The 3,085-nt window shown below is 65.3% G+C and carries 4 protein-coding genes; 1 reads left to right on the top strand and 3 read right to left on the bottom strand.

Going from position 1 to position 3,085, the window contains the following annotated elements; all coding sequences use genetic code 11:
- Positions 1 to 40: 40 nt before the first annotated feature.
- From HMPREF0372_RS15990 to ybaK, 3 genes are all read right to left on the bottom strand, one after another.
- Positions 41 to 511 (bottom strand): hypothetical protein, encoded by a 471-nt coding sequence (locus HMPREF0372_RS15990; RefSeq protein WP_007494733.1) that lies wholly within the window; start codon positions 509 to 511, stop codon positions 41 to 43.
- 94 nt (positions 512 to 605) lie between these two features.
- Positions 606 to 1,457 (bottom strand): DUF4358 domain-containing protein, encoded by an 852-nt coding sequence (locus HMPREF0372_RS15985; RefSeq protein WP_007494731.1) that lies wholly within the window; start codon positions 1,455 to 1,457, stop codon positions 606 to 608.
- Between the two features lie 78 nt (positions 1,458 to 1,535).
- Positions 1,536 to 2,012, bottom strand: a complete 477-nt coding sequence (gene ybaK, locus HMPREF0372_RS15980; RefSeq protein WP_007494729.1) for a Cys-tRNA(Pro) deacylase — start codon at positions 2,010 to 2,012, stop codon at positions 1,536 to 1,538.
- A 65-nt stretch (positions 2,013 to 2,077) separates the two neighbouring features.
- Between ybaK and HMPREF0372_RS15975 the strand changes: the two genes are divergently transcribed.
- Positions 2,078 to 3,085: M42 family metallopeptidase (locus HMPREF0372_RS15975; protein ID WP_039997820.1), on the top strand; the 1,008-nt coding region annotated here is incomplete at its 3' end.

The following is a 3,085-nucleotide window of genomic DNA, read 5'->3' as shown; positions in this document are numbered from 1 at the left end:
CCCCCGCGCCTCTGGCGCGGGGGGCGGCTGTGCTTGGGCTTCAGCGGCCGGACAGGGCCTTCCAGAGTTTCTTCTGGTTGGGCAGCATCTTCCGGGGCGGGGTGAGCGCCCGGTAGCGCTCCGCCAGCTCGGCCCGGCGGGCGGGGGCCAGAAGGGGGAGCAGCGGGGCGGCAAAGCCCTCAAAGGCGGCCAGGGAAAACTCGGTGGCGCCGTTTTTGGGCCGGGGATAGAGGAGCATCAGCTCCAGGGCCTGGGCGGCCAGACGGTCGGCCTCCTCCGCCGGGCAGGCCGCAAGCTGGGTTTTCAGTGCCTCCACATGGACGGGCAGCTCTTCAGCGAAGGCGTCCACCAGACTGCCCAGCTTGGGATTGCCGTCCGAGTGGAGGAAGAAGCCGATGGCCTCCCCCAAGCTGGCCCTGCGGGCCTCCGGAAGCGCGTCCAGGAACCGGCTGTAGGCGTTCTGAAGGGCTTCCAGGGCCTGAACCGGAGTCTGGGGAGCGGCAGATTCCATAAACGATCCCTCCTTTGGGCAACATTATACGGCCCGGCCGGCCAAAAAACAAGTGCCCCGCCAGCCGGCGGGGCACTTGTTATGGACGGACAGGTTAGGCCTGGGCCTCCACATAGGCGTGGAAGGCGGCCTCGCCGGCGTCGGCGTTCTCGGCGATGAGGTAGAACACATAGCCGTCCTCCACCAGAATGCGGGCGTCCTCCACCTTGGGCAGGTTCTGGGCCAGGTACCAGGAGAAGGTGTCGTGCTGGGACTGGCGGTGGGCCTCCAGGGCCTCCTTCACGGCGGTCTCATCGGCGCCGTCGGCCAGCTTGGCCAGCACCATGATGTCAGGGGTGGTGTTCATGGAGGTGAAGCAGATGGCCTGCTCAAAGGTGTCCTCGGGCAGCTGGAAGAGGGTCGCCACCTCTGCGTTGTCGCTCCGCATGCCGAAGGCCATGCCGCTCTCCTCGCGGATCTGATAGGCGGCCTTCACCATGGGGTCGTTGTTGGGGGTGGTGATGTCGATGCGGTTGACATCCAGTTCGGGGTTCCGGTCTACCGTGTAGCCCTCCAGCATGGACAGAACGCCCGCCTCTACAAAGGTGATGCCGTCCGCCACCTGGGCGGTGGATTTCACCTGTTGGTCGTCCAGCCAAACACTGTTGTCGGCGAACTTGACGGTGATGCGGTTATCCCCGAAGGTGAACCAGCTCTCGTTGTTCTCCTCATCCCAGTAGGCGGAGCCGTGGTCGGCTTCGGCCAGCAGGCGCAGGGGGAGCAGCTCCTCCCCGGAGACGCCGGGGATGCCGGTGAGATCCAGGGTTTCTCCATTGAGCACGATGGTCTGGCCGTAGCCGGTGTCGGCGGGGGCGATCACCAGCTCCGGCTCCTCCGCGGCCAGGGCGGGCAGGGTCATGGCCCCGGTGAGGGTGAGGGTAAGGGCAAGCGTACCGAGTTTCTTCATTTGGATTCTCCTTTGCAGTTTGGGTTTGCACGCTTCTTAGACGAGAAGGCGGAGAAAAAGTTCCCGCTGGAGGAAAAATTATTTGGATACCGGCGCGAAGGTTCCACCCACCAGGGCGCAGAGGGCCGCCGGAGCCAGCTCCACCTGGGCTCCGATTTTCCCGGCGCTGACCACGATGGCGTCCAGTCCTTCCACGCTCCCGTCCAGCACGGTGGGAAAAGGCTTTTTCATCCCCACCGGGGAGCAGCCCCCGTGGACGTAGCCGGTGAGAGGGAGCAGCCTGGCCTGAGGGATCATCTCGATGGACTTCTCTCCCACAGCCCGGGCCGCCGCCTTCAGATCCAGCGAGCGGAGTACAGGGATGACAAAGACGTAGTGCTGGCGGCTGGCCCCCTGGGTCACCAGGGTCTTGCACACCGAGGCGGGGTCCCGGTCAAGGAGGGCGGCCACGCTGGCCCCGTCCACCGCGCCGTTGGGGTGGGCGTAGTGGTGTGGAGTGTAAGGCACCCTTTTTTGGTCTAAAATACGCATCACATTGGTCTTTTCTTCGGCCATAGTTGTCCGCTCCTGTCGGTTATGGTATGATCCTATATCATACTACAAACGAGGAGACGATGCAAATGCTGGATACAAAGGGATGCCGGGGGCAGCTCATGAACATTGCCCAGCGGCTTTTGTCCATTGACAGCCCCAGCGGCTTTACGGACCAGGTAGTGCGGGAGGCGGAGCAGATCGCCCGGGACCACGGCTACGCCGTCCGCCGCACCAACAAGGGAAACCTGGTGGTGTCGGTGCCCGGCCGGGAAAAGGGGAAGCGCGTCGGCCTGTGCGCCCACATCGACACCCTGGGCCTCATGGTGCGCTCCATCACCGCCGACGGCATGCTGATGACCACCAGAATCGGCGGGCCCATCCTGCCCACCCTGGACGGGGAGTACTGCCGCATCCACACCAGGGACGGCCGGATATACACCGGAACCATCCTGTCTCTGTCCCCGGCGGCCCACGTCTTTGACGACGTGCTCACCCGCCCGCGGGACGAGAAGAACCTGGCCGTGCGCATCGACGAGGTGGTGGAGGACCGGGCCGGCGTGGAGGCCCTGGGCATCGCCCCCGGTGACTTCGTGTGTATCGACCCCAAGACCGTGGTCACCGACAGCGGCTTCCTCAAGTCCCGGTTTATCGACGACAAAGGGAGCGCAGCCTGTCTGCTCACTCTGCTGAGGCTGATGCACATCGCCGGGCAGCGGCCCCGGTACGATACCGAGGTGTGCTTCACCGTCCATGAGGAGGTGGGCCACGGAGGGGCCACCCTGCCCCAGGTGGACGAGCTGCTGGCGGTGGACATGGGTTGCGTGGGGGACGATCTGAGCTGCACCGAGCGCCAGGTGTCCATCTGCGCCAAGGACAACGGCGGCCCCTACGACTATGGCATGGTCACCCGCCTGGTGGAGCTGGCCCGGGCCAACGCCATCCCCTACGCGGTGGACATCTACCCCCACTACTCCTCTGACATCACCGTGGCCTGGCACGCGGGCATGGACGCCCGGGGCGCCCTCATCGGCCCCGGCGTCCACGCCTCCCACGGCATGGAGCGGACGCACTTTGAGGGGATGAAGGCGACGATC

Origin of the sequence: Flavonifractor plautii ATCC 29863 (assembly GCF_000239295.1) — a bacterium.
GTDB lineage: Bacteria > Bacillota > Clostridia > Oscillospirales > Oscillospiraceae > Flavonifractor > Flavonifractor plautii.
The sequence above is the reverse complement of the archived record's forward strand: the minus strand, read 5'-3'. Positions and strand labels throughout refer to the sequence as shown.